Source organism: Bacillus sp. SIMBA_154, assembly GCF_046536015.1.
GTDB lineage: Bacteria > Bacillota > Bacilli > Bacillales > Bacillaceae > Bacillus > Bacillus pumilus_P.
Window position 1 is genome coordinate 1 of record NZ_JAWJBV010000767.1, and the last position, 228, is coordinate 228.

A 228-nucleotide genomic window follows, 5' to 3' on the forward strand; every position below is an offset into this window, starting at 1 on the left:
TTGGTGCTCCAGGTAATATGTGGTTTAGTGCAGTTGCAAATTTAGATGACGATTTAAATCCAGAAATTGTTATTAGTAATCCAATTGGTGATAGCGTACTTGCGGTACTTGAACACGATGGTAATGTAAAATGGCAAATTAATACTACCACCAATTCTGGAGGCGGTGCTCAAGCGGTTTCTAATTTCCTGGGTGCTAATGAAATAGGTATAGTACATTCTGTAACCC

The 228-nt window shown here is 38.6% G+C and carries 1 protein-coding gene; it reads left to right on the plus strand.

The features are described 5' to 3' along the window. The coding region (locus tag R0K30_RS23965; protein ID WP_410613582.1) for a hypothetical protein at window positions 1–228 on the plus strand (228 nt) is incomplete at both ends.